Origin of the sequence: Fodinibius sp., from assembly GCF_041642155.1 — a bacterium.
Classification (GTDB): Bacteria; Bacteroidota; Rhodothermia; order Balneolales; family Balneolaceae; genus Fodinibius.
Genome location: NZ_JBEPWZ010000009.1, coordinates 1 through 26,157, shown reverse-complemented (window position 1 = coordinate 26,157; position 26,157 = coordinate 1). Strand labels below are relative to the sequence as shown.

The 26,157-nt window shown below is 48.9% G+C and carries 22 protein-coding genes; 2 read left to right on the top strand and 20 right to left on the bottom strand.

What is annotated here, in order from left to right; genetic code table 11:
* Positions 1–356 precede the first annotated feature (356 nt).
* A complete protein-coding gene (locus ACESLU_RS01525) occupies positions 357–1,523 on the top strand; it encodes a cation:proton antiporter (RefSeq protein WP_372634138.1) in 1,167 nt (388 codons plus the stop codon).
* 133 nt (positions 1,524–1,656) lie between these two features.
* On the opposite strand, the gene gap is transcribed toward ACESLU_RS01525, so the two are convergent.
* The 8 genes from gap to ACESLU_RS01485 form a co-directional block, all read right to left on the bottom strand.
* Positions 1,657–2,661 carry a type I glyceraldehyde-3-phosphate dehydrogenase gene (gap, locus tag ACESLU_RS01520; protein ID WP_372634135.1) on the bottom strand — a complete coding sequence of 335 codons (1,005 nt, stop codon included), beginning with the start codon at positions 2,659–2,661 and terminating at the stop codon, positions 1,657–1,659.
* Positions 2,662–2,797: 136 nt separating this feature from the next.
* A complete protein-coding gene (locus ACESLU_RS01515) occupies positions 2,798–3,469 on the bottom strand; it encodes an ankyrin repeat domain-containing protein (RefSeq protein ID WP_372634133.1) in 672 nt (223 codons plus the stop codon).
* Between the two features lie 83 nt (positions 3,470–3,552).
* Positions 3,553–4,467, bottom strand: coding sequence for a methionyl-tRNA formyltransferase (fmt, locus tag ACESLU_RS01510; protein ID WP_372634131.1), 915 nt, complete (start codon positions 4,465–4,467; stop codon positions 3,553–3,555).
* Positions 4,468–4,483: 16 nt separating this feature from the next.
* Positions 4,484–5,053, bottom strand: a complete 570-nt coding sequence (gene def / locus ACESLU_RS01505; RefSeq protein ID WP_372634128.1) for a peptide deformylase — start codon at positions 5,051–5,053, stop codon at positions 4,484–4,486.
* Complete coding sequence (ruvX, locus tag ACESLU_RS01500) at positions 5,025–5,480, bottom strand: Holliday junction resolvase RuvX (protein WP_372634125.1); 456 nt, start codon at positions 5,478–5,480, stop codon at positions 5,025–5,027. Before ruvX ends, def begins: the two co-directional genes overlap by 29 nt.
* Positions 5,481–5,482: 2 nt before the next feature.
* Positions 5,483–5,815, bottom strand: a complete 333-nt coding sequence (locus ACESLU_RS01495) for an HU family DNA-binding protein (protein WP_372634123.1) — start codon at positions 5,813–5,815, stop codon at positions 5,483–5,485.
* A gap of 138 nt (positions 5,816–5,953) precedes the next feature.
* Positions 5,954–8,206, bottom strand: a complete 2,253-nt coding sequence (locus tag ACESLU_RS01490) for a bifunctional (p)ppGpp synthetase/guanosine-3',5'-bis(diphosphate) 3'-pyrophosphohydrolase (protein ID WP_372634120.1) — start codon at positions 8,204–8,206, stop codon at positions 5,954–5,956.
* Positions 8,207–8,678: 472 nt separating this feature from the next.
* Positions 8,679–9,212 (bottom strand): outer membrane beta-barrel protein, encoded by a 534-nt coding sequence (locus ACESLU_RS01485; RefSeq protein WP_372634117.1) that lies wholly within the window; start codon positions 9,210–9,212, stop codon positions 8,679–8,681.
* 535 nt (positions 9,213–9,747) lie between these two features.
* Between ACESLU_RS01485 and ACESLU_RS01480 the strand changes: the two genes are divergently transcribed.
* On the top strand, positions 9,748–9,966 hold the full coding sequence (locus tag ACESLU_RS01480) for a cold-shock protein (RefSeq protein WP_073067346.1): 219 nt from the start codon (positions 9,748–9,750) through the stop codon (positions 9,964–9,966).
* A 271-nt stretch (positions 9,967–10,237) separates the two neighbouring features.
* On the opposite strand, the gene argJ is transcribed toward ACESLU_RS01480, so the two are convergent.
* From argJ to ACESLU_RS01420, 12 genes are all read right to left on the bottom strand, one after another.
* On the bottom strand, positions 10,238–11,449 hold the full coding sequence (gene argJ, locus ACESLU_RS01475; protein ID WP_372634114.1) for a bifunctional glutamate N-acetyltransferase/amino-acid acetyltransferase ArgJ: 1,212 nt from the start codon (positions 11,447–11,449) through the stop codon (positions 10,238–10,240).
* Positions 11,450–11,511: 62 nt separating this feature from the next.
* On the bottom strand, positions 11,512–12,549 hold the full coding sequence (gene argC / locus ACESLU_RS01470; RefSeq protein ID WP_372634111.1) for an N-acetyl-gamma-glutamyl-phosphate reductase: 1,038 nt from the start codon (positions 12,547–12,549) through the stop codon (positions 11,512–11,514).
* Positions 12,536–13,732, bottom strand: coding sequence for an aspartate aminotransferase family protein (locus ACESLU_RS01465; RefSeq protein ID WP_372634108.1), 1,197 nt, complete (start codon positions 13,730–13,732; stop codon positions 12,536–12,538). The genes argC and ACESLU_RS01465 overlap by 14 nt, the downstream gene beginning before the upstream one ends.
* A gap of 651 nt (positions 13,733–14,383) precedes the next feature.
* Positions 14,384–15,250, bottom strand: a complete 867-nt coding sequence (locus ACESLU_RS01460; protein ID WP_372634105.1) for a glycerophosphodiester phosphodiesterase family protein — start codon at positions 15,248–15,250, stop codon at positions 14,384–14,386.
* 369 nt (positions 15,251–15,619) lie between these two features.
* Positions 15,620–15,814 (bottom strand): hypothetical protein, encoded by a 195-nt coding sequence (locus tag ACESLU_RS01455; protein WP_372634102.1) that lies wholly within the window; start codon positions 15,812–15,814, stop codon positions 15,620–15,622.
* A gap of 51 nt (positions 15,815–15,865) precedes the next feature.
* Positions 15,866–16,636 carry an MIP/aquaporin family protein gene (locus tag ACESLU_RS01450; protein WP_372634160.1) on the bottom strand — a complete coding sequence of 257 codons (771 nt, stop codon included), beginning with the start codon at positions 16,634–16,636 and terminating at the stop codon, positions 15,866–15,868.
* Between the two features lie 233 nt (positions 16,637–16,869).
* A complete protein-coding gene (locus ACESLU_RS01445; protein ID WP_372634099.1) occupies positions 16,870–18,429 on the bottom strand; it encodes a glycerol-3-phosphate dehydrogenase/oxidase in 1,560 nt (519 codons plus the stop codon).
* Positions 18,430–18,468: 39 nt separating this feature from the next.
* Complete coding sequence (gene glpK, locus ACESLU_RS01440) at positions 18,469–19,962, bottom strand: glycerol kinase GlpK (RefSeq protein WP_372634096.1); 1,494 nt, start codon at positions 19,960–19,962, stop codon at positions 18,469–18,471.
* A 291-nt stretch (positions 19,963–20,253) separates the two neighbouring features.
* Entirely contained in the window at positions 20,254–21,036 is a 783-nt protein-coding gene (locus ACESLU_RS01435) for a GntR family transcriptional regulator (RefSeq protein ID WP_372634094.1), read from the bottom strand.
* Between the two features lie 635 nt (positions 21,037–21,671).
* The gene (locus tag ACESLU_RS01430) at positions 21,672–23,309 is read right to left on the bottom strand and encodes a sulfatase (RefSeq protein WP_372634091.1); all 1,638 of its coding nucleotides are present in this window, start codon (positions 23,307–23,309) and stop codon (positions 21,672–21,674) included.
* A 229-nt stretch (positions 23,310–23,538) separates the two neighbouring features.
* Positions 23,539–24,690, bottom strand: coding sequence for an amidohydrolase family protein (locus tag ACESLU_RS01425; protein ID WP_372634088.1), 1,152 nt, complete (start codon positions 24,688–24,690; stop codon positions 23,539–23,541).
* A gap of 199 nt (positions 24,691–24,889) precedes the next feature.
* On the bottom strand, positions 24,890–26,157 hold a 1,268-nt coding region (locus ACESLU_RS01420; RefSeq protein WP_372634086.1), incomplete at its 5' end, for a Gfo/Idh/MocA family protein.

Here is a 26,157-nt window from a genome sequence, read left to right as displayed (position 1 = left end):
CCCTCGTGCTTTGTTTCATTAAAAAAACCTGCGGATCGCCGGTATGAAGGAACATACCCACTGCCGGTAGTGTTTAATCAGAATCCATGTTCGGAATCAGAATAGGGCGGGGGCGGGGGACAGGCGCTGCGATAATCAACGTTCAGGAAATTGAATGCTATCTATATGTCAGAAACCAGAGCTAAAATGAATCCGATATCTCAATTATGCCCAGGTCCCAAGCAGGCGACTGCCGGAAAGTAACCAAAACCAACAGGAAAACGAATACATTCATTGAACCATTACCTTAAATTTCAGGGAGCTTTATGGAAGGTTATATTTTGATTTTTTTGCTGTTGGGAATCATTGGCATACTCATGTCCTGGCTTTCCGTAGAACTTGAAGACAAGATTATCAGCTTTCCAATGATCATGGTGGCCCTGGGAGCTTTGGTATACAGCCTGCCACTGGACTTACCTGACCCTGATCCCATTGCCAAAAATAATATTATCCTTCACCTTGCCGAATTATCCGTCATTATAAGCCTTATGGGAACCGGCCTTAAAATCAACCGGAGTTTTAGTATGACAAACTTCCGGGTCCCTCTTCTCATGGTATCAATCACCATGGTGGGTTGTATCGTTGCGGTTGCTCTGACCGGTTGGCTGATAGCGGGCCTGGCACCGGCCTCGGCATTATTGTTGGGCGCTGTTTTCGCTCCAACTGATCCGGTGATCGCCGACGAAGTACAAGTAGGTTTTCACGAAACCGAAGAGCATCCGGTTAACTTCTCTCTTACCGCGGAAGCGGGCTTGAACGACGGAATGGCCTTTCCCTTTACCTGGTTTGCAGTTCTTGCGGCTTCAGTGGGTTTATATGAAGTAAGCTGGATAACGGACTGGATACTTCGGGACATAGGATATCGGATTCTAGTAGGAGCTGTTACGGGCTTTATCCTGGGTAGAATGCTGGCCTATTCTTTATTTACCCTTCCCGAAAAATACGACTTCCCTCACATACGGAGGGAATTTGTTGCCATTGCCTGTACGCTTTTGGTATATAGTGTGACAGAAAGTATCCATGGATACGGATTCATCGCTGTTTTTGTAGCGGGACTAACCCTCCGGCATTACGAAAGGGAACACGACTTTCATCAGGAGATGCACGACTTTATAGACCAAACTGAAAAAATTTTATTAGCCATTGTATTGGTCCTCCTGGGCGGCTACGCGGTCACGCATATGTTTTCCCATTTAAGCTGGGAGGGCGCGCTCCTGGTGATACTGTTTATTTTTGTCATTCGTCCCCTGTTCGGCAGGCTGGCCTTGTTTGATGCGGGCATGAACCGCAAAGAAAAAATAGTCACCTCATTTATGGGGATGAAAGGAGTGGGATCTTTTTTTTATCTCGCCTTTGCATTGCATGAGACGACATTTGCCCAGGCTGACCATCTCTGGGCCACAGCGGGGTTTCTCGTTCTGATGTCGGTAATCATTCACGGGGGCTGTCTTTACCTCCTCAGACCTCTCTTCAGTACTGAATAGCCGGTAAAAAATAGAAAAGCACAATACAAACTTTGTATTGTGCTTCATCTAATACTCGAATGGATCAACAAACGGCCTGCACCCGCCCGGCAAAAAAAATACGCGGACAGGCTAAAACCCTGGTCTCTGTATACTACACAATCTTTGAAATCAGATCAGCGGTACGGGCAGAGTAACCGGCTTCGTTATCGTACCAGGCCAATATCTTCACCAGGTTTCCATTGGTTTTGGTAAAGCCGGAATCATAGATACAGGAGTGAGGATCACCCAGTATATCCGTTGATACCAATTCTTCTTCGGAGTAGGCCAGTACCCCCTTCATCGATCCGTCCGCAGCCTCTTTAAAGGCATTATGCACCTGTTCTACCGTCACGTCCTTTTCAACAATAGCGGTAAGATCCGTCAGCGACCCGTCGGGCACCGGCACCCGGATGGCACTTCCGTCCAGTCTACCCTCAAGCTCCGGCAAGACAAGCTCTACTGTTTGAGCGGCCCCGGTCGTCGTCGGCACCAGGTTGTGGCCAGCCGTACGGCCTCTTCGCAGGTCACCGTGGGGACCGTCCAGTATATTCTGGCTCCCGGTATAGGCGTGGGTTGTGGTCATAAACCCTTTTTCCAGCCCGAAAGCATCGTTCAGCACTTTTACCATCGGCGCCAGGCAATTGGTCGTACAGCTGGCATTGGAATAGATTTGCGTTTCATCATCAATAATATCGTCATTGACGCCTAAAACAATCGTTTTAACTTCTTTATCTCCTTTCGCAGGTGCTGAAATGATAACTTTTTCTGCCCCGGCTTCAAGATGCTTCGAAGCGGCATCATAGGTTCGGAAAAAGCCGGTAGACTCAATAACTACGTCTGCGCCGCGGTCATCCCAGTTCAGGTTCACCGGGTCTCGTTCCGATGTTATGTCGATTTCCATACCGTCGATGGTAATCGCTTTTTCACTTACGTCGACATCTCCTTCATAGGTGCCGTGAACAGAATCACGCTTAAATAAATATGCCAGTGTTTCGGCATCCGTCAAGTCGTTGATCCCTACAATATTAATTTCATCCTTGTGGTAAGACAATATCGATCGAGCTACCAGCCGACCAATTCGTCCGAATCCGTTAATTCCTACGTTAATTTTAGCCATAAATTTTTCCTTTTTGTTAACTCCTATTGAGTGTGAAAACTTGTTTAAAGCATTGAGCATTAAAACATCCCAGGCGATAATCAAGCCGCCTAAAAATAACAGTAAATCCCTTTATTGTAAATGATTGAATAAACTTTTAATCCTCTTCCTCGTCCAGATCCAGATTTTCCGGTATCTCCTCATCGAGATCCAAATCGTCCACAAAATCATCCTCGTCGTCGATCTCTTGCCGCTTTTCTCTTTTTTCCTCTGTTGCTCCCGCCTGTCGCAGCAGGCTCGCAACTTCCACATGATCATTATCCAGGGCCATAGAGAGCGCGGTCGCCCCATTTTTATCGCGCTTTTTGACTTTTGCTCCCCTGGCAAGAAGGTAGTCGACAATTTCCGTGTGCCCGTCCCGTGCGGCAAGCATCAGGGCCGTATGCCCCCATCGCTGAGTGGCATTTACATCCACCCCCTCTTCACACAGCAATTGCACCGCCTGCAGGTTCCCCTCCCGCGCAGCGGCAATCAGGGCCAGATCTCCGATTTGGGCGTCGTTTTCCAGCAGCAGCTTCATCATGGTGATATTACCATTTTCAGCCGCCCTGTTAAGAGCACTGCCGCCCATGGAAGTAGTTTTATTCGGATCGGCCCCTTGCTCAAGCAAATATGCGACCACTTTCCTGTGATCGTGCTGGGCCGCCAGAATGAGAGCATTCGATCCATTCCGGGCAGTCATCTCTATATCAGTTCCCTCTTTCAGTAATTGTTTAATCTCTTCAAGCTTTCCGTCTTTGGCAGCTTGCAGTAGCGGCGCCATCTCCATAGTATTTCTTTTGTTTGAAGGTTATATAAATTTTGAAAGGTATATCATCAATATCTCATTAATTATCAACTCATAATTATTTTCTATTTCAGCCGTCCCGAGCCGCTGTAACCATTCATGAAATCCTTGCCGCTCATCTGCCGTTTGCCTTCCAGCTGCACCTGTTTCAGTATCACGGTACCCGCTTTGCAGCCGGCCAGCAAATCATCTTCATCCATGACTAATACCCCGGGTGCCAGGTTTTGATCCGGCCCCAGGGCCGAGCGATACATATTAAACTTAAGTCCATCCAGCCTCGCCCAGGCCGTCGGAAAGGGACTGAGTCCCCGGATATTGTCATGGACTTGCCGGGCCGGACGATCAAAATCAATTTTACAATCCTCGGTAAACAATTTTGGGGCAGGAGTCGCCTCATCATGATTCTGGCGGTACGTCTTATAATTTCCCTGTTCAATATCATCAACGACTTTCGTGAGCAATACGCTTCCCATCTCTTTCAGCCGGTTGTATACATCTCCAGTCGTCTCGTTTATACCAATATCGGTAGGCCGCTGGGCAATAATCTGTCCCGTATCTACCCGCTCATCCAGAAAAAATACCGTACAGCCGGTTTGCTGCTCGCCCTGCATTACGGCCCAGTGGATGGGGGCTGCCCCCCGGTATTTCGGCAGCAGGGAAGCATGAAGGTTGATAGCTCCCCGGCGGGGAATCTCCAGCAATTCAGGGGGAAGAATACGAAAGGCCACCACGACAAAGAGATCTGCCTGCAAATCCTTTAAATCCCGGTAAAAATCCGGGTCTTCGAGATCCTCGACTTCCATCACGGGCAGGTCCAATTCCAGCGCCCTGGCTTTTACCGGTGTGGGGGACGGCTTTGCACGGCGCCCGCGGCGCTTGTCAACATTGCTGACAACGGAGGCAATTTCGTGGCGGGACTGATACAGCTTTTCAAGACTCGGAATAGCAAAATCGGGCGAACCCATAAAAACAATACGCATATATAATGGATAATTCTTAACCTGCTTTGGCCTTTTTGGGTACGGTGGGATAGTCGATTTCAACTGCTCCCGTATCAATATCCTTTAGCTTTGAACTCAAAAGCTTGCGCTTGAAGAGCGAGAGACGATCCAAAAAAAGAATTCCCTTCAGGTGATCGGTCTCGTGCTGCACGATGCGTGCCAGCCAACCGCCAACCTCCAGTTGCTGAGGTTCAAACCGGCGATCCAGATACTTCACGACGATCATTTCAGGGCGGCTTACCGGCGCGTTAATCCCGGGGATGCTCAGACATCCTTCATTCATCTCTACTTCCGGCCCTTTTTTTGCAATAATTTCGGGGTTAATCATGACAAGCGGTCCATGTTTCGGCTCTTCCGCCTCTTCGGCCATGGGATCGGCATCCACTACAAACAGCCGCTTCAACTCCCCGACCTGCGGCCCGGCCAGGCCCACTCCTTCGGAGTTATACATGCTATCGAACATATCGTCGATTAGCTGTTGAAGCTCTTCAGAATCCTTTTTTATCGGATCCGCTTCTTTGTGAAGAATTTCATCATCATACGTAACGATCGGTAATACGGACATTTTCTGATTTTTCCAGTTCTATGTATTTCTGTAGAATGATAGCCGCAGCAGCCTGGTTGATGCGGTCGGATTCCCGGCGCTTCATCTTCGGCACACCGGCCTCCACCATGGCACGTACGGCTTCTTTGGATGTATAGCGTTCATCCACCTTAACAACTTCCATATCGGGAAAATGTTCTCTGAATCGCACGAGAAATTTCCGGACCATTTTAATAGCCCTTCCTTCCTCTCCAGCGGGCGTAAGCGGCCATCCAACCACCATTTTTGTTACCTGTTCGTTCTCAACCAGCTCCTCGAGCTTTTTAAAGACTTCATCCGATCCATAGGTACCCACCGGATTGGCGACCGTGCGAAGCAAATCAGAACGGGCTATTCCAAACCACTTGGTCCCCACATCGATTCCTATAAGTCTGCCATACTGTGCCACTGTCAGCCTTCCATTTCTTCCAAGTCCTCTTCTTCAAGAGGTTCTTTTAGAAATTGTTTTAAAAGTTTACTCGGTTTAAAGTGTGTTTTTCGGTGCGCCGGCACGTAAATCTCTTCATTCGTCCGCGGATTACGCGCCCGCGGCTTGGCTTTCGTCTTCTTCACTTCAAAAACACCAAAATCACGTAATTCGATCCGACAGGTCGGATCAGCATCCATCATGGTCTCCCGAAGAGCAACGAGTACCGCATCGACCCAGGGCTCCGTTTGAACCATCGGTTCATCCAGCTGGTCCGCAACCCTGCGTACGATATCTCTTTTGGTATAGGTAATCATAAAGTACTTAACTATTAAATTAATTCTGTTATGTGATAATACTGTAAAAGTATAACACGGAACAACCGCACAATTGAATTGATGATATTACATTTATGACGGATTTGAAAGTTTCGACCGTGATTAGTAGCAGATAACTCACTCGTACCGGAAAACACTTTTCACGCCTTCGACTTTATGCAGCTTGGCAACCACGCGGTCGAGATGATTGATATCATCCACATACACCGTCAGGATCCCTTCAAACATTCCGCTGTCGCTGGTCACATTGATGCTCTTCATGTTCGTCTCCATTGATTTAGACAGGATATCCGTAAGATCGTTAATCAGTCCTACGCGGTCTTCACCAATGACTTTGACCGCCCCGAGGAATTTGGAATCGATATTCTTAGCCCATGACACATCGATAATACGCTCACCGTCGGTCTGGATAAGGTGGTGAATATTTTTGCAGTTGGACCGGTGAATCTTTACATCACCTGTACGGCTGATAAAACCAATGACATCATCTCCGGGAATCGGGTTGCAACAATTGGCATAACTGTATCTGATATTCGAAATATTGCCGTCAATAACCAGCGCCTTTTCGTCACCCAGTGAACGCGCCGTATCGATGTACGTCTGCTGAATCTCCTCATCGGTGACGACGGTCTGCTCCTCTGATTCTTTTTTCTCTTCTTTTATGCGGCCCGTTCCGGTAAACTGCTTGACCGATTTAAACAGTTTATTTACATCATAATTTCCTTTGCCGATTTCATAGAACAGTTCTTTCGTTGAATCGAAACTCAGTTTGTGAGCAACCTGCATCAGATCCTGCTCCGAGATTTCTATCTTCCCGCGCTTTGCCCGTTTCTCCCAAATCTCACGTCCTTCATCGGCGACCTGCCGCTCTTTTTGTTTGATAAACTGCCGGATCCGCGATTTCGCTTTATGAGTGACGACATCATCAATCCAGTCGGGATTTAAATTTATTTTATTGCCGGTAATGATTTCAACCTGGTCGCCGATCTCCAGTTTCTGGCGTAACGGGGCCATCTTCCCATTCACCTTCGCCGCCATGGCGCGCTCGCCGATCTCACTATGGATATCAAAGGCAAAGTCAATGGGAGTCGCTCCCTGGGGAAGGGTACGCAGCTCCCCCTGCGGGGTAAACACGTAAATTTCATCCTGGTACAGGTTCAGCTGAAAATCCTTGACAAATTCCGTCGCGGCCTCGGGTCGCGGATTATCCAGTATATCCCGCACCCAGTGTACAAATTTGTCCAGGGTCTCCGATCCTTTTTTCCCTTCTTTATATTTCCAGTGGGCAGCCAGTCCCTTTTCAGCAATGTCATCCATCTGCCGAGTCCGGATCTGCACTTCTACCTTTCTTCCCTGCTTGGTTATCACGGTCGTATGCAGCGACTGGTAGCCATTGGCCTTGGGCACGGAAATAAAATCGCGAAACCGCTTGGGGATAGGCGTATACCAGTCCGTTATAATCGAATAAACACGCCAGCAATCTTCCTTGGTATGAGGATCTTCCAGAATAATGCGAATCGCAAAAAGGTCGTAAATTTCTTCAAACGGTTTCTGTTGGCGCTGCATCTTCCGGAAGATCGAGTAAATATGCTTGGGACGACCTTTAATTTCAAAACGGAATCCCTGATTCTGCAGCTCCTCCCGAATCGGCTGCATGAACTCTTCAATAAATCGCTCGCGCGACTCTCGCTTTTCGCGCAGTTTCCGTGAGATGAACTTGAACGAGTTGGGATCAATAACCTTGAAACAGAGATCCTCGAGCTCGCTTTTGATATTAAAGAGTCCGAAGCGATGAGCCAGTGGCGCGTAGAGCTCCATCGTCTCGGTAGCCTTCTGCAGCTGCTTTTCGCGCGGTAGATGCTGAATGGTACGCATGTTGTGGAGCCGGTCGGCAAACTTGATCAGCACCACCCGAATATCTTCGGCCATGGAAAGCAGCAGCTTCATAAACGTTTCGGCCTGCTTGGTATCCCGGCTCTTAAACACACCCGAAATTTTGGTGACCCCGTCGATGAGATGGGCCACCGTATCATTAAACTTCTCTTTTATATGCTCGAGCGTCACCTCGGTATCTTCAACCGTATCGTGCAGGAGCGCGGCCACGACTGAAACATCATCAATATTGATTTCTGACGCCACAATCTTGGCCACCGCCACCGGATGATAATAATAGGGCTCTCCTGAGGCCCGTTCAATACCCTCATGCGACAGGAAACATAGCTTGAAGGCCCGTGCAACCATCTGTTCATCGGGGTCTTCGAGGTGCTCCCGGCATAACTTCAGCAGCTGATTCAGATCCTCCTGCTGGGACGAATTGAGCTTATATTCGTCCAGATCAATGGTATGATATGTGGTTTTTGTCTCCGCCATAAATGATCAATTAAGAAAAAAAGCCCATTCCGGGCAACGGCAAACTATAAAACAATATCTTTTTCTAGGACATTCAACCCTGAATCACCCGCGTTTCTCACCCGGAAGTCCGGTTGGAGTCAAGGTCCCCATTTCCATTTGTTTTGGTGAGACATACAGGACAACCCAAATTTCTCACCAAGAAATTTGTACTTCAGCAAGGCGAAGGAAAAATAGCAGCGCAGACGTACCCCGGTGCACCCGGCACGCTATTGTTATCTTTAACGCCGCTGACGGGCAAAGCTTGCAGTATGTTACACGCTGTTATCATTTTTTGGCCTTAAAATCGATATACATTTATCTGTATCACAAGGGTACAACAATATGCCATACATCTTTGTGAGAACTACGGGATAACCCTGCACATGGTGCTCGTTGGATACAAAAAAAGACGGACACCACCGGTGCCCGCCTCGAAAATCAGTTCCTGGCTTTAGAATGCAAGCGACAGGCCGATGATAAAGCGACCGGTGCTGGTGTCAAAGTCCTCTGAGCTTAGATCGTCAAACTCCTTACTGGATTTAACCCGATATTCCACAAATGGTTTAAGAGCCGGTACGGGACTAATTTTGGCGCCCACAAACCCGTTCCAGTAAATATTGCTGTCAGATTCTCCCGGCAGACCTTCTTCCTGATAATCCAGATCTGCGGTTTCAGACCCCAGGCCCAATCCGACATAAGGAGCTACCAAACCGGCAGAAATACCGCCAACGGCCGCTAATCCGAAGTCATAGCTTGTCATCTCAGTAGAAATATTCTGGCTATTTGTTGTCAGCTCATTCTCGTCATTGAAATAGCTGAAATGACCTCGCAGTCCCAGATCGACAATAGGCAGCTTTTGCAGGATGTCGCGCTCGAGACGGACACCAAAGCCGTTCTTGGGATCTTCATTTCTTATTTCGTACGAAGCGCCCAGGCTCCATTGTGCGGAAGTTGATTGGGGTACAGCACTTAGCAATAATGCCAAAGTAGCAAAACCGAATAATATTTTTTTTACCTTCATAGTATCTATACCTCTTGTATTTAATGATATTTAATTATTGTTTGCTGCCGGACAGTAAGATAGACATTATATTAAAGCAAAAACAAATGTATCTTTCCTACCCTGGCCCCGGCATGTGATCGAGAAATTTGACCGGGGTAAGGCAAACCCAAAGGAGCGCGGAAAGTGCTTTTGCGCGTTAAACAGCTTCTTACCGTTCCAACCGGGCGCTCAACCCGTATTTTCATTCCGGGTATTGGTGCTGAGGGACGAATGCAGCCACTCATATAACTGTGCTTTTAATGGTTTTATTCTCTTCATCCCGGAAGTAATGTTTTCCCCGGCAAATTTTTTTGCATAAAATCTGGGTGAAATATGGACATTTTATAAGAAGAATATTATCTTACGGCGTTATCATTAATTCCCACCTTCGAAGTGAAATCCTTCCAGGAACGACGCGTTAACTCAACTCTTCTCGATGGATGTAGCCTTAGGTGACAAAACAACATTTATAGTACACATGACACAACAAGGAACAGTAAAATGGTTTGACGTCGAAAAAGGATTTGGATTTATCAAACCAGAGGACGGAGGCAAAGATGTATTCGTCCACCGAAACAACGTAGAAAATTTAGACTATAATCAAGGCCTCGAAGATGGCGAAAGCGTAGAATTCGACGTAGAAGAAACCCCCAAAGGGTTAAGCGCGATTGACGTTCGCAGTCTTGATTACAAATAGTTTCTGGCTGTTTGTACATATATGAAGCCAAAGCCCGCTTTTTCGAGCGGGCTTTTTTTATGGTCTGCTATTTTAAAAACGTATATAACCCGGATTTCTCACCAGTCCTCATAAAGATCCGCCCGCATCAGTTGCAAGAATGGTCTTTTGAAACAGTCGGAAGATCACTTACCTAAAATGGCACAATAACTCCTGTAATGGGTGGTACAACATCCCCCGGAATAGAAAGAAGGTATGTTCAGGCCTTTAGAGGACTAAAACTTAGCCCCCCTCAGGTCGTATACTCCGCATTGATCCGAATATATTCATAGGACAGATCCGGTCCCCACCCCACTGCTTCTGCAGTGCCCTGGTTTAAATCAAGAATTATCGTAATATTTGAAGCCTGCATCTCTTGCTTTACGTCCGACCGGCTCTCTTTTACGGGCTGGCCCCTTTTCAGGATCTGTACACTTCGCTCGGCATCGGAACCGATATAAAGATCCACTTTCCCGGGATCAAAGGAAACGCCTGCACGTCCCGCCGCCCCCATAATACGTCCCCAGTTCGGATCCGTCCCGAAAATTGCCGTTTTTACCAAACTCGAATCGGAAACCGTGCGTATAATTTTCCGGGCATCTTCTTCCGATTTTGCCTTTTTCACATGGTATTCCACCAGTTTTGTCGCCCCTTCCCCGTCGGAGACTATCAGCTTTGCCAGGTGTTTGCACAGCTTTTCCAGGTTGGCATAGAACCGTTCATAATGTTCATCCCTGGTGGTGATCTTCTCATTTTCCGCCATGCCGTTACACATCACAGCCACCATATCGTTGGTCGACGTATCACCATCCACGGTAATCATATTGAATGTTTTATTCACCGCCTCTCGAAGAGCTTCATCCAGCAGCCTGGAATCAATCGCCAGATCACATGTTATAAAGGCGAGCATGGTTCCCATATCCGGGTGAATCATCCCTGATCCCTTGGCTATTCCCGCCATATTGATGGTAATGCCGTTGATGTCGAAGTCGGTAAACCCTTCCTTCGCAAAGGTATCGGTTGTCAGGATGGCATTAGCCGTCAGCGAGCCGGCCATTTCCCGGTTGGAGAGCTTCTTTGCACTTTCTTCGATGCCCTTGAGCACCTTTTCTGTGGGAAACGGTTCGCCTATCAGCCCGGTGGACGCTACCAAAACCTCTTCAACGGGTATATCCAGCAGTTCTGCCGTCTTCTTCGCCATAGCTACCGCACCCCGCCATCCGGCATCGCCGGTGCAGGCATTGGCATTGCCTGAATTGACCACAATGGCCTGCGCCTTTCCATTTTTGATATGTTTGCGGCTCAGCTTCACCGGTTCGGCACATACTACATTCCGGGTAAATACTGCGGCAGCTGCGGCCGGCTTTTCGGAATAGATGAGCGCCAGATCCCGGCGTTTCGATTTAATACCCATGTGGCTGCCCCAGCATTTGTATCCGCGTACGTGTGTAATATTGTTAAGCATGATAGATCAAAAATTTAGTCAATAGTATTCAATAAAGGGTAGAGCGTTACAGATGATTACAATCAGGGACTCAGGGGCGATATCTCCAGTCCTGTGCGTTCAATGAAGCCAAACATAAGATTCATGTTTTGCACGGCCTGACCCGCAGCCCCTTTTACGAGATTGTCAATGGTAGATACCGTCACCACCTTGTTGGTGCGCTCGTCGTACGTTACATGAATATCACAATAATTGGAACCCCGTACGTGCTTCAGATTCGGCGGATAATCAACCACCCTGATAAAATACTCCTTCTCATAAAAACTGTAATACCATTCCCCCAGATAATTTTTGTCAATTTCCTTTGCGGGCGTGGAATAGGTGGTGGTGAGAATACCGCGATCAATGGGAATAAGATGAGGCGTAAACAGTACTTCCGTGGGTTTGTCGGAGTACTGCTGCAGGTTATACTGTATTTCCGGCGTATGCCGGTGGTTCAGCAATCCGTATGCCGAAAAGTTGCCGAATACTTCCGGGAAATGGGTTTGCTGTTTTGCTTTGGCCCCCGCGCCGCTGACCCCGGATTTGGCATCGATCATGATCTGGCCGGGCTCAATAATCCCGTCTTTAAGCAGCGGTGCCAGGGCAAGGATAGCAGAGGTGGGATAACAACCCGGGTTAGCCACAAGCTGAGCATTACGAATCTGATCCCTGAACAATTCCGGCAACCCAAAAACGGCGTCAGCAATAAGATCGGGCGCCACATGCTCTTTTTTGTACCACCGGGTGTATTCCCTGGCAGAACCCAGGCGAAAATCCCCGGAGAGATCGATCACCCGAAAGTCACCGGGATCCCATTCCCGGATAAAGTCCATAGACACCCCGTGGGGAAGCGCCAGGAATACCAGGTCCAGATCGTGATTTTCCAGATTTTTCAGGGGCTCGAGCTTCATATCCACTCGTCCCTTGAAATGGGGATTAATACTGGCAAACGACTGTCCCGCTTTGCTTTCCGAGGTAATAATTTCAATAGTTACATCCGGATGATCGATCAGCAGGCGTACCAGCTCAGAACCGGTGTAACCTGTAGCTCCGACAATTCCTACCTTATGTTTTGGCATCTGTTTGGACTGCTTTTAAAGATTCAAGAAATACATTTATAACGGTATCGATTTCCTCTTTGGTCATTATAAGCGGGGGCACAAATCGCATCACATTACCGGAAGCGCAGTTCGAAAGCACCCCGCCTTTCATCATCTCTTTGACCACCTCGCCCCCCTCAAAACTCAGTTCCACGCCGATCATCAGTCCCATGCCCCGCACCTCTTTCATAGCCTCGTGCTCCTGGGCGGCCGAACGCAGACGGTCCATAAAATAAGCGCCCTTTTCGGCGGCCTGAGCAGGCATGTTCTCTTCTTGCATAACCGAAAGCGTGGCATGGGCAGCCGCAGAAGCCAGTGGGTTGCCGCCATAGGTCGTCCCGTGTTCGCCGTGTTCAAAAGCTTCCGCCACTTCTTTTTTGGTAATAACCGCCCCTACGGGGAAGCCGTTGCCCAGTGCTTTGGCCGAAGCCAGGATATCGGGCAGCACGCCGTAATGCTGGTACGCAAACATTTTGCCGGTGCGGGCAATGCCGCACTGTATTTCATCCAGGATGAGCAGGATATCATGTTCATCGCAAAGAGCTCGTACCTGCCTCAGATACTCCCCCTGCACGGGGTTGATCCCCCCTTCTCCCTGAACAGGTTCTATTACAATGGCGATGGTTTCTTCATCGGCCCGGGCTTTCAGTGCCTCTATATCATTAACCGGCACCTGCTCAAACCCTTTGGGAAGCGGGTGAAATCCTTTCTGGTATTTTTCCTTTCCCATGGCGATGGTTCCCAGAGTCCGCCCGTGAAAACAGTTTTCCATGGAGATGATGGTTCCCTTTTTTTGCCGAATAAATCCGTACTTCCGGGCCAATTTTATGGATCCCTCCATCGCTTCTGCGCCGCTGTTACATAGAAAGGCCTGGTCCAGTCCCGTCACTTCCGCCAGTTCTTTCACCAGCTTGCTCTGGGGCTCGCTGTAATAGAAGTTCGAAATATGCATCAGCTTAGCCGCCTGCCGCTGAACCGCCTCAACAACCCGGGGATGAGAATGGCCAAGGCTGTTGACAGCAATTCCTGCCAGTGCATCAATATATTCATTGCCGTCGGAGTCTGTTACGTATACCCCTTTGCCTTCGACAAGGGTAATGGGATAACGGCCATACAAATCCACATGATAACGGCGGGCAAGTTCCTGTGCGGTATCAGTCATGAGTCTGGGATAATCAAATTAATATTGAAGATTCCATGCAAAGCTAAAAAATCCGTTCAAAATAGCTCATAATAAACGTGAGTTCGATATGAGAAACAATCCTCTGCATAAAAATGCTCCTGCTATGATAAGCGATAATGCTCACAATTGGGTTGTTTCAGGCGTGGACGCTTAAACAAGCATGCTTTTCAGTTTAATCCTTTATCTCGAACTCAGGTTAATTGTATGTATTGTGCCCGGAATATAAATGAAGATAACCGACTATGCTATTTTTGAATTTCCGCACCTAAGCTCTTCCGGGTCCTATCGCATCGAGCAGTTATACCGAAAAGCAGCGGACTTAATTTCATTCATTTATTTTCCCGGTTCCACCGTAATAGGTAATTCCAAACTTGCCGGACTATCTGATGTCAGATTCACAGATTAACTATGGATTTACAACTAAAATCACAAGTAATTCATTTCACCGGGTTTGGTACTCTCCTGTGCGTGCAGCATACTAAAGGCAGCTGACAGCTGAGTCGGTGGAAAAGATTGAACAGTACCGTTTCAACCTTTCCATGTTAAACGGGAGGAGATCAAAATAGGTAGCAAGCGTTTTTACCCGGTACATTCTGTAGGTTTCATGTATCTTATGTCATTCCCGGCTAACTATCGTTTCCGCCCGAGGGCGTTTTGTGCGCGGCTTATCCGGTCCGTGGTGATACCATCTACCCCCTGTTCGGCCAGGGTGGAGATGTCGGCCGACTCATTAACGGTCCAGACAAAAAGCTTAAGGCCGGCCTTGTGGCTCGCCTCAATAAGTTCCGGGCTGACACCCCTGTAATTTACATCCAGGCCATCCAGGTTATGCTCTTTTACCTGCTCAAGAAGCGCCGTATCGATGGGCTGGTACGCACCCGTGTCCTGATCGCGCCGGGCCGACCGTAACCAGTAGGCCGGCACTTCCGGCATCTGCTGCTTGCTGGCTTTCACCACCTCCAGGCTAAAGCTGATGATCACCATCTGATCCTGCTTTTCGCTCTGCTGAATAAGTTCGCTGATAGGGGCAATGGCCCGCTCGGAATCCTTCACTTCAATAAACAACCGCTTTTGATCCGGAACCGAAGCGATGATATCTTCCAGAAACGGAATTTTCTCTCCTGTAAATTCTGCTCCTTTAAATGCTCCCACATCCACCGTCCGAAGCTCCTCCGAGTCGGTTTCTCTAACCGGAAGGACTTTATCACCCGTACGCTCGGTGGTCTTGTCGTGGATAGCCATTACGCGGTTGTCGGCCGACAGATAGACATCCACTTCGACGGCATCGGCCTCTTTCTGCCAGGCGGATTCTACCGAGGCCACGGTATTTTCCGGCGCGGCGTGGGAATCACCCCGGTGAGCAATGATTTCAACCCGTTGCTCTTGGGAAGCCTGATTATCCGATTGCCCTTCACTGCAGCTCTGCATCATGAAAAACCCCGTGGCTAAAATAATATATGTATTCAACAACCGTATGCTGCCTATCATCTTGCTCATTTTTTCTTTTTCTGTTTATTATTTATGCGTTTTTCATTTGATCGGTAAAATAGTGTTTTAATGCTTATAAAACAGGGGCTGCCCACGGTTCAGCCTGGTTAATAATTTGAGCACGGATAATATCCCGGGCACTGTGTGCCAGGCACACCCTTTCATCCCGCTCCATGACCATTGACGATTGTAAACATAAATATATATTGCAACGAAGTGCTCTCCCGTTTTTTCTCATTTATCAATGATGCCCAGGGGACGCGAATGCTCCTCCATTTATTTTTTGTGGTTCTTAACCGCTTCCTTAAGCTTTTGGACGATCTCCGGGTGATCAAGAGCCGGATTGCGTTGCTCCCCAATGTCCTCCTCCAGGTTATACTACGCTTCGTTTTGATGAAAGACGAAATCATCCGAATAGTTGTAATGGATATTGTTATAATCTCTTCTTTTACCTTCCAGATGCAGCTTCCATTCTCCCATTCGGACGGCTTGTAGTTGTTTCAGGCGATAGTAAAAGTAAGCCTCGTAGGGAGACTCCTCCATCTTTCCCGAGAGCAGAGCGGTGAACTTCATTCCCCGGCTTGCCAGCTCATCTATAGTGGGAGTGAAAGAGTCTGCATGGCTTTAAAAAGATAAAAACAGGTAAAGTCCCGCCGCTACAAGCCCTCCAACAAGGGGTGCGGCTACAGGGACCCAGGAATAGGCCCAGTCGCTGCCTCCCTTGTTGGAAATTGGAAGTACCGCGTGCATGATACGGGGACCCAGGTCCCGGGCCGGGTTGATGGCATAGCCTGTGGGTCCGCCAAGGGAAAGACCGATGCCCAAAACCAGCAAACCGACCGGGAGGGCGGAAAGCGCACCCAAGCCAAATCCCACCTCTTGTCCGTTAATGGTTATTGTTTCGAGAAGCTCCCCGTTTACGCCAATAAATCCGGGCGATACCAGATACAACACGCCAAACACGAGCAATAACGTGCCGATGGCCTCCGTCATAAAATTGGAAGGATAGTTTCTGATATTTGGAATTGTACTGTGGCAGGCTAAAATCAGACTTTCATCCGTAGTTTTGCTAAAATGATCTCTGTAGGAGAGCCAGACCAGAAGAGCTCCTATGGCCCCTCCCAGTATTTGTGCCATGATATAGCCCGGGACGAGGGACCATTCAAATAATCCGGCTGCCGCGAGGCCTACGGTGACGGCCGGGTTAATATGGGCCCCGCTAAACTGTCCCATCGTATAGACGGCGACGAATACGGCAATCCCCCATCCCCAGGTAATGACGATCCACCCGCTGTCATGGCCTTTTGTTTTGTTTAGCAATACATTGGCTACCACCCCATTACCCAGTAGAATAAGTATTGCGGTCCCAATAATTTCTGCAATAAATGGCGACATCAATGTTCCCCACAAGATTTATTAATTTACGGTTTACTTTTAAAAAAACAGGGCTCTGAAAAACCATCCCTTCCCGCTGCCCATTACCGGGGACAGACAGATGGGGTGACGAAGGCTTAGTTTCTTTCGTCAGACGACAAAACCAGCCGTCTGACGGGTTGTTTAAGACGCAATAATAATTAAACAAGAATCTTAAGGCGATGCCTTTCACCTAATCCCTGCTCCCGCCTTATTTATGATATCTGATACGATTTCGCAAGTTTTTTATAAGCAGTAACTTGATTTTTTATCCAGAGGTCATCACGGCCCGACTCTTCAGCCATCAGCCGGGCCACCTCAGGGGCCATTTCAACACTGGCTTCTGCATCCAGGAAAAGTGCCCGGCTGCGCCTTGAGTTAAAATCCTCCACGGTCACGGCCATCTCATTCCGGGCGGCCCACACCACCTCGGCTTTGATGTAGGGAAGCCGGTTGTGCAGCGGTTCTCCCAGTTCCGGGTTTTGGCTGATCAACTCTTTTATTTTCGACCGGTCACTGCCGTAATGGGACAGCGGATCTTCCCGGTCGACATCCATGTCCCATCCATGGATCTTAAGTGCTTCGGTCATGCACCGCTTGTCATCCAGGTCCCCCACCGCAGCGGCCCGGTCTACCACATCCTCTGCCATCTTGCGGTACGTCGTCCATTTGCCCCCGGCAATAGTAACCAGTCCGGATGACGATACCATAAGAGTGTGGTCGCGCGAAATTTCGGAGGTATCTTCATTATGACCGTTTTTAACGAGGGGACGCAGTCCGGCAAAGACACTCCTTACATCCGACCGCGAAGGCTTCGCCGACAAATATTCGGCGGCATGCGCAAGGATAAAGTCTATTTCCTCCTCCATGGCTTCCGGTTCAGCCGTAATATCATCCACCGGGGTGTCGGTCGTACCGACCATCACTTTGCCGTGCCACGGCAGTGCAAATAAAATGCGATCATCTTTTGTTTTGGGAATCATTACCGCCGTTTCTCCCGGCAGAAAGCGCTTGTCCAGAACAATATGCACCCCCTGGCTGGGTTTGATGACAGGCGCTGAATCCGTCTGATCCATCTGTAGAATAGTATCGGTAAAAACACCCGTTGCATTGATAACAGTCCGCCCTTCAATATCAAACTCCTCCCCACTGAGCATGTCCCGTGCAGTCACCCCGCTAACCTTCCGGGAAGATTTCAACAGCCCGGTAACTTTCATGTAGTTGATGGGGATCCCGCCGTGTTCTGCACTTGTTTTGGCAAGATTTACGGCAAGTCTTGAATCGTCAAACTGCCCGTCGTGGTAAATGATACTGCCCCGCAGTCCCTCTGACCGGAGCGTCGATACTTTTTCCAGCGTCCTACGGACAGACAAATGCCTTGACGGCCCAAGACCGAGTTCCCCGGCGAGGATATCATATATTCTCAATCCCAGCCAGTAATAGGGTCCCCGCCACCAGCTGTAATAGGGTACCACAAACGATTGATTGTGCACCAGGTGGGGGGCGTTTTTTTTCAACAGCCCCCGTTCTTTAAGTGCCTCCAACACCAGCGGTATATTTCCCTGTTCGAGGTAACGCACGCCGCCGTGCACCAGCTTCGTCGACCGGCTTGAGGTACCTTTGGCGAAATCATCCATCTCCAGAAGCAGCGTTTTATACCCGCGGGAGGCGGCATCCACGGCCGTTCCCAATCCTGTTGCCCCGCCCCCGATGATAATAAGATCCCACACACCGGTCTCGTTTTTGACCGACTGAATCATTTCTGAGCGTTTCATCACATCCTGCTTGTACTCCTTATATATAAATTTTTAAAACTATTTCCCTGACCAGTGCATAGCCGTATCCAGGGCTTTATTCCATCCCGCCCTTAGTTGTTGGACTTGATCCGCGGATTTTTCCGGGGTAAACGTTTTATCTTCCTGCCACTGTTTATTAATCTCCTCTTGATTTTTCCAGTATCCCACAGCCAGTCCCGCCAGGTAAGCAGCACCGAGTGCGGTGGTCTCCAGGGTTTTGGGACGTATAACCGGTACCTGCAGCAAATCCGACTGAAACTGCATAAGCAAATCATTGGCTGTGGCCCCGCCATCTACCCGCAATTCTTTAATTTCTATTCCTGAATCGGCTTCCATGGCCGTTATTACATCCATCGTCTGGTATGCAATACTTTCCAGCGCAGCGCGTGCAATGTGCCCCGCATTGGCGCCCCGTGTCAAGCCTACCATCGTGCCCCGGGCATGCTGATTCCAGTGGGGGGCTCCCAGACCCGAAAAAGCCGGTACCAGATACACCCCGTTGTTATCTTTCACCGAAGCAGCAAGTCCTTCCACTTCTGAAGCTTCCCGTATGATGCCAATTTCATCACGCAGCCATTGTACAACGGCCCCGGCTATGAAAATGCTCCCCTCCAGGGCATACTCCACGTGATCATCGATTTCCCAGGCAATGGTCGTCAGCAGGTTGTTTTCGGAAAGAATGGGATTATCTCCGGTATTCATCACCATAAAGCATCCCGTTCCGTAGGTATTCTTGACCATCCCCGGCGTTATACATCGCTGTCCAAAAAGAGCGGCCTGCTGGTCGCCGGCGATGCCGGCGATGGGAATATTTTCGGCAAGAATTTTGGTCTCCCCGTACACCTCGCTGGATGATTTAACCTCCGGCAGTAAACTTTTGGGGATATCCAGCAGCTCCAGGATTTCAGCATCCCATTCCCCCTCGTGAATATTATACAACATGGTTCTGGAGGCATTGGTGGCATCAGTAACATGCGTTTCACCACGGGTGAAGTTCCATATCAGCCATGAGTCGACCGTACCAAAAGCGAGCCCCCCATTTTCAGCTCTTTTACGAACCCCATCCACGTTATCAAGTATCCATTTTATTTTGGTGGCGGAAAAGTAAGCGTCTATAATCAGGCCCGTTTTTTCGCGTATTTTCTCTACCAGGCCCTCCTGCTCTTTTAAATCGTCACAGAAGTCTGAGGTTCGTCGATCCTGCCACACAATCGCGTTATAAACAGGCTGACCTGTTTTGCGATCCCACAGCAAGGTCGTCTCGCGCTGGTTTGTAATACCGATGGCTGCGATATCCTCTGCATGCAGCCCTGCTTCGGTAATGGCCTCGGATGCGACCGAAGATTGGGTTGACCATATCCTCGCCCCGTCATGTTCCACCCATCCGGCTTTGGGATAGATCTGCCGGAACTCTTTTTGTGCAAGTGACTTGGTATTCCCCCGCTTGTCAAACACAATAGCCCGCGAGCTTGTTGTGCCCTGATCGACCGCCAAAATATACTTGTCTGCCATAGTATGTTCCCTGTATGTTATTTTTTTTGTATAGATGTCTATACAAGTTTAGTTAATCGGCATCATTATGTCAAATCGTTTTTAATTCATTTCTACAGTATTCCGGCCTCCACTTTTCAACTAAATACAAAAGACCTTTCCTAAACCGCTGCTTTGCCCGATCACTACATGTTCACTAATTTAACATCCTCATGTATTGTATATATGTACCTTGCGGTTTTCAAATCGCTCAGGCCTTGATATTTCCCGATGCTTCGGGACTGGTTATTCCAAGTCCTCTGCAAGTCAGGGTCACCAGCTTTGATCCCCGAGCTCCAGCGGCAGGCCATGGTTGTCATGGCTGTTCTCATAGGGCTTGGTCGTCGTGGTAAAATTAATACGATCACTCCGGTACAAATCCTCCGAGTACTGAAAATAAATTCCCTCTTTTGTCTGAATCAACCGTTTCATAAGCAGCAGGGGAGCGCCAGCGTCTACCTCCAGGAGTTTGGCCTCCTCTTTTTTGGCGTTGACAGCCGTAATCCTTTGCCTTGCTTCACCCAGCCGGGTATCAGTGTATTTATATAACAGTTCATAAATGGAATTGGACTCAAGGTCCATATCATAGATAGGCTGAAACAATTCATACACAAAATAGGACTGCTCGATAATCAACGGTTCCTCATTGCCATACCTGATTCGAACGATACGCACCATCCGGCTTTCATCGTCCAGATCCATAAGTCCTTTTAGGTCCAGGGGAGCATCCACCACTTCCCGTTCAATAACTTTTGCTGAGGGTTCAATATCGTGTTTCACCATGAGCTCCGTAAAACCCATAAGCTTGTCTGAATCCTGTTCTATAGTCGGACTCGTGACGAACGTCCCCTTCCCCTGCTCACGAATGATATATCCTTGTTGAATCAACAGTTTCACTGCTTCGCGTATCGTGCCGCGGCTGACGTCGTATTTTTCCACAAGTTCTGTGTCACTGTAAAACCGATCAAGCTCCTGGAATTCTCCACTTCTGATTTGTTTCAGCAATTTTTTATAGATCTGGTAATATTTCGGTATAGGTTGCGTAATGTCTTCCATTTATAATCGTAGATATTTAATGCTTGGCGTGTAAGTGGTTCAGGGGATCGCTGGCCACTCTAAACAATTAATGAACAGGTAAGCTCAATCACCAAACGAATAATATTTATATAGTTATGAAAAAATATATAATATTCAGAAACTTAGAAGAAGTTGCAAGTTTCAGCCTGCGTAGCTTTTAACGCGCATTATTCACCAGGAAATTCGGCTGGGGCCGAGGCGAAGCGAGACCGTGCATAACACCAATGCGGTCCTGCCGCAGTCATCTTCGTCAGTTGTCATATCATAAACGCCCCACAGTTGCTGCAGTCACCGACACACGGCTGTTAAGCCAGTGCTATATCATATTGGAAAATATTCCCATTTACATTTACAGTTATATGTATAGGCCAGAGGCCTTAAAATGCCTTAAAAGAAGGCCCCCGGCTTTAAACCGGGGGCCTGATACCGAAGACGGTATAACCGGGTCTGCCCAAGGGGAAAAGGCAGATTACCGGTTAACAGCCTCCGGATTATGAATAAAGTCCATCGTCCGTTGCATTAATAAAACCCCGGGAGTCCCTGAAAGTTTGTCCCATGTTGCACCTCCTAAATTTTTTCCTGGCTGTATTCTTCCTATATCTAATTCATATCCGTTACTGCCGTTGTACGGGGAGCGGCTCCTCTTCGAAATCGCTGCCGTTGACCCATCCGGCATCACTTTTTTCCAGGTCACCCTCCATGTAGCGGTGATAAAAATTATAATTGGACTGATTCATATACCGGTATGCATCAAAGACGTGCCCCCGTCCCAACACCCGCGGATCATTTTGCTCTTTCAATTTTGCAAAAAGTTCTTCCTTCAGCTTCTGTTTTTTCTCTGTATAGGCCGGATCTTCGGCCAGGTTATGTAAACAATCGGGATCCTCGGTTATATTGTATAACTCCTCGCCGGGCCGTTTACCGAAGTTCCATGCCCAGTAGTGATGTTGACCCGGCGTGGTTCGCTTATGCAGGATAGCGGTTTTGGTCGGACTCCCATCCGTATTGAGGTAACCGGTTTCAGGATTGCCGACCGGCCAGCGGTCCGGTTCAAAGTTTTTTAAATACAGCATATCACCCTTAATAATACCACGAACCGGGTATCCCCAATCGTAGGGCCGGCCTACATCGTGCCGTTCCTTGCCTACCAAAACATGGTCCCGATCCGGGTTAACCGTGCCGTCCCCACCTGCATACAGAATATCAGTCAGGCTGTGTCCCACGCTGGCATGCATGCCCGTCTCTTTCCAGTCCAATCCCGCCAGTTCGATAAAAGTGGGAGCGAAGTCGGCGAAGCTGACAAAGTCATTTACCTTTCGACCGGGACTAACAATCCCCTCCGGCCACATGAGAGCCAGCGGCATATGGGCCGAGTATTCGTACGACTGACCCTTGATACGTGGAAACGGCATGCCGTTGTCGGCCGTTACCACCACGAGCGTATTCTCCAGCTCCCCGCGCTCTTCCAGCAGATCGAGCATCTGGCCCAAGTGTCTATCAAAATGCTCAATTTCAAAAGCATAATCAAGCAAATCGGTGCGAACGGTGTCGTTATCCGGGAAAAAGCCGGGTATCTGCTCTATCTGATCCGGGGACTTCCCGCCTTTTTTGATACCTGACTGCCATTCATATCCGCGGTGGGGCTCATACCCGCCGTACCAAAAAACAAAAGGTTCTCCGGGGGATTTCTCCTCTAAAAATGCCTCGAAATTTGCCGCATAATCATTGCCCGATATGCCGCCGGCGGGCGGGGTGTCCAGCTGGCGTTCGTTGAAAGGACGGCCGGCCAGATGGCGCGGCTCTCCCTGTTCATTATGGGCAACGCCGGGCGCCCAACCCTTGCCCGTACTGCCTACAAAATAGCCGTGCTCAGCCAGTACTTCCGTATACACCTTGAATTTCTTTGGAAAATCGGCCCAGTGATTAGCCGCTTCTTCCAGCTGCCATGAATTACGGCCCGTCAGGATAATAGACCGGGAGGGAGCACATTTCGGGTTGGGTACGTAAGCGCGGGTAAACAGGATACCCTGCTCCGCCACCCGGTCGAATGCGGGGGTATCGACCCAATCTGCACCGTAGGCCCCCATATGCTGGTAAGACGCGTCATCAGCGATAGCAAGCACTATGTTGGGGGGGTCGGCGGACGACTGTCCCGCTGCCACCTGGCACTGCAGCAGAAGCAGTCCGATGGCAATATATCCAATCGCAGTATGATTCTTATTTTTTGTCAGCCGGTCTAACACTGTGAACACATCTTTGATTTCGGGTTATCTCGCCCAAATTATATGTTGAATGTCTGCAAGACGTTTTACTCGTTGTTAAAGAATCTTATAAATCCGTTCTTGGGGCCAATTTCGGCATTTTTGTACATTTAAAACCCTCAATTATGCCTTATGAGGTGTGGTTTTGAATTCGCCCTGAGTCTGATATTTCCCGATGCTTCGGGACTGGTTTTCAAAACCCTCTGTTAAAAACGTTTTCCTATTCTAAAATCTTCAGGGCATTATCACGGTAGATCTTCTGTAGAACTTCATCGCTTAAATCCAGTCCGTACATAGGCCAGCGGTAGCCCACCAGGTCTGTGATATAAAAATGTTCGTCCCTGGTCTCAAGGACTCTGAACGTCATCCGAAACATTTCCAGGGTCGTGGTATTGTTTCCGTACGGTTTATCCGGATTATCCGGGAAGGTCTCAAACCCGTAGTCCGTGCCGTAGACGATACGATCCTGGTATTTCTCAAAAAAATCGGCCGTGGTTCGGGGAATCGTGGAAAACTCGGCAAACCGCGCCGATATATCCGCATACAGATTCGGATGCCTCTCAAAAAGGTCGGCCAGGAGGCTGAAGTCATTGCTGGTATTGGCCAGGTGCGCGGCCACAAACGTCGTATTGGGGTGACGTTCGAGCGTCTTGTCCAGAATCTCAATCATCCCGTCGTGACCCACGATCTGGTCCTGGTTTTTTACCTGCCAGGTGTGCGCTCTCATCAGTCCGTCGTTGGTCGAATCCATCGGCTCATACATCCAGATCGGTTCGGCCACATGCAAATTTACCGGGATTTCCAGGCTGGCCGCTTCTTCAAAGATGGCGTCCATACGCGGGTCGTCGGGATGCATGCCCGGTCCCGGCGCCCCGCCCATTCCGGCCCCTTTGTCATGCATTTCTCCGAGTCCCTTGCATCCGGCTTCCACATCTCTTCTCAACTGCTCCACGGCTTTCTGGCTCCACCCCTCTTCTTCAAACCCCTCGTAGTCAATCCCGCAATACACCTCGAACCGATCGGGATATTTCGAATAGAGGCTGTGCACTTCATCAAACTCATCGCCTGTCGCCTTGGTCAGAATCAATGATTTTTCGATGCCCGCCGCATCCATAATCTCCACGCGCTTATCCACTTCTTCCTCCGTTTTGGCATAGGCGTGGGCATGCAGGTCAATCACCGGATACTTTGCTTGCCCGATATCGGTATTCCCCGCCTTGTGGATCGACTCAGGCATCCAGTCTCTCAATTTAATATCAGCAACGTCATCACTCGACTCTGTTTGTTCCGCCGTACCCGGCTGCGTGCAGCTGCTTATAAGGAGCGATAGCAGGCCGGCCAAAAGAGTGAGTATTGGTAATGTTCTATTCATAATGAAGCTTCTCAAGCATTTTATTTTCGTTAACGGTTAATAGAGATTAGCAAAACCGTTGTTTTGCCAATCTCTGCATATTCGCGATTTAAAAAATCCTCAGGTATTGTTTGTTTATACACTTCGGTTTTAAAATCACTCAGGGGTTGGTATTGAACAAAACCCTGTTTTTTCAAAAATCCTCTGATTAATTACACGATTATACCAACCCGGTAGTACCGCCCCCCTTTTCGAGGTTAATGTCCATGCCCCGCTCGTTGGATTCCCAGGCTCCGCCGGTAAAGTCGGGTACTTTGACCGGCTTGGACCCGTTGGCCACCGACCACTCGCTTAGCGGTATGATGGCCGTCCAAAGGGCGGCGTCATAGACATCCATTTCTATGGGCAGGCCGTTTCGGAGGCAGTCGATATACCGCCAGTCCCGCATGTCCACATTGTAATAGGAATGATCATAATTCCCCGACTCAGACTCGCTCAGCAATTCCTCAAATCTTCTGGTCATCTTCGGCGTGTACTCTTCAATCAGGTCATCGGTCTCCTCCTGCGGGATCCAGTCGTCATGGCCCGTTGCAATGCGGACCGGACTCGGATGTCTTCGCATGATGCCTTCTGTACCACTGAGCAGGTGGATATTCGAATACGGCCGCATGGACGAAACATCATGCTGCAGCATAATTGTACGTCCCTTTTTGGTCTTGATAATCGTGGTATTCATATTACCCCGGTAATCCCAATCGGTAAACTGCTCGTAATAGTCATCCGTTTTGGCCGCCTCTTTTGCCCAGTCCTGCATCATAAAATCATCGCTGGACATGGATACCAGGTGATCCATCTGATCGCCGTAATTGAGATCCATCATCTGCGCGATGGGACCCAGCCCGTGCTGGGGATAGAGATTGCCACTTCTGTTCAGGTTTTCCTTCAATCGCCAGTCGTCCTGATAGGTCCCTTTATCAAACATATAATTATCAAGCAGGTGATGAATATATGCTCCCTCCCCGTGTATTAGTTCACCAAAAAATCCCTGCCGGGCCATATTCAACATAACGGACTGCATCGAACCGTGACAGGAAGCTGAAATCTGGAAACAGTGTTTTCGGGTTCGCTCGGAAGTGTCAACCAGTTTCCAGGCGTCTTCGATCGTCTGGGCCGCCGGAAGCTCGGTGTATACGTGCTTGTCGTTCTCCATGGCACAAACTGCCATGGGCGTATGCCACTCCCAAGGGGTTACCACGGAAATCAGGTCCAGATCGTCGCGCTGGCACACCTTCTCCCATTCATCCTCGCTTCCCGAATAGCCATCGGGGTCATGATCGGTTCCTTCCAGCGACTCTTTAGCCGCTTCCACCCGGTCCGGTATCAAATCGCAGAGGGCTCTGATTTCTACGCCTTCGATACTTGCAAGGCGCAGTACCGTGCCCGATCCCCTGTTGCCGAGTCCGATAATGCCGACGCGCACCGTATCCA